Origin of the sequence: Kyrpidia sp. (assembly GCF_023512215.1) — a bacterium.
GTDB lineage: Bacteria > Bacillota > Bacilli > Kyrpidiales > Kyrpidiaceae > Kyrpidia > Kyrpidia spormannii.
Map to the genome: position 1 here is coordinate 1 of NZ_JAILZZ010000122.1, position 1,276 is coordinate 1,276.

Annotated in this window: 2 protein-coding genes; both read left to right on the forward strand. The window is 54.2% G+C overall.

The features are described 5' to 3' along the window. A partial coding sequence (locus tag K6T64_RS16785) for a spore germination protein (protein ID WP_288011395.1) occupies positions 1-549 on the forward strand: 549 nt, incomplete at its 5' end. 26 nt (positions 550-575) lie between these two features. Then, positions 576-1,276, forward strand: a 701-nt coding sequence (locus tag K6T64_RS16790; RefSeq protein WP_288011398.1) for a GerAB/ArcD/ProY family transporter, incomplete at its 3' end; no start/stop codon positions are given.

Below are 1,276 nucleotides of genomic sequence, written 5' to 3' on the forward strand. Positions count from 1 at the left end.
ACTCTGATGTCAACCCACGAACAAATTCCTTTCCCGTCGGTGGTGGAGGCCCTGATCATGGAGATCACCTTCGAGGCTCTGAGGGAGGCGGGGATTCGCCTGCCCAAAGCGGTGGGTCAATCGGTGAGTATCGTCGGGGCTTTGGTGATCGGTGAAGCGGCTGTCGCCGCCGGAATTGTGACGCCGGCCATGGTGATCATTGTGGCCTTGACCGGTATTGCGTCTTTCACCATTCCAAGCTACAACATTGCCATTACCTTGCGAATCTTGCGTTTCCCCGTCTTGATCCTCGCGGGGCTGTTGGGTTTATACGGGATCATTATCGCAGTGTTGCTCTTGTGGACTCACCTGGTTTCCCTGCGTTCCTTTGGAGTCCCGTATCTGTCTCCGATTGCACCCTTTATGTGGCCCGACATCAAAGATGTATTTACCAGACCACCGTGGTGGCAAATGCGCCAGCGCCCCAAAACCATGGAGCCCGTGGATTCCACCAGGAGCGCGGATATACCGAAGCCCCTGCCGGGTCGGACGGAACGGGATCCGCTATAAAAGACCGGCAACTTCTGGAGGCTTCCATGCACCCACAACTGTCCCGCGTTCAGTTCGTGTTTTTGAGCACATGGCTCATTCTGGGTACCGGCATTCTCACGATGCCCTTTGCGATCGGACAATTTGCCATTCGTGACGGTTGGATCGCGCCACTTCTGTTCGCCGTTACAGGGGGAATTGTGGTCGGGGTGATCGCTTTGTTTCGCCGGATGTTCCCCGGTCAATCACTGGTCGAGGGTTACCACATGGCGTTTGGTCCTATAGTCGGACGGGCGGCAAGCCTCTGGTTTCTGTACATGACGTTTCTCACCGAGTCCTTTGTCCTTCGCGAAGTCAGTCTGTTTTTGAATATCACTGTCCTTCCGTCGACGCCAAATTATGTGGTCACAGCGGTTTTCATGATTCTCGTTGCTTACGCGGTGTACCTGGGTGCTGAAGTTGTGGGGAGAGTGGGAGAAATCATTACTCCGCTTGGTATCGCCATTACACTCATCCTGTTTTTGTTGTCCATGCAACACGCGGACCCCTCTCATCTCCGGCCGGTTCTGGCAGACGGTTGGAAGCCAATTTTGCAATCGGGGGTCGTGTTGTGGGTGTATGCCTGGGAATTTCTTTTTGTCCTGCAACTGCGGGAGGAGGTCCAACAACAACGGCTCGTGAAAGACCTTTTGATCACTATCCTTATCATTACCTTGGCCGGTGTTGTGGCGGAACTCACAATAACCAT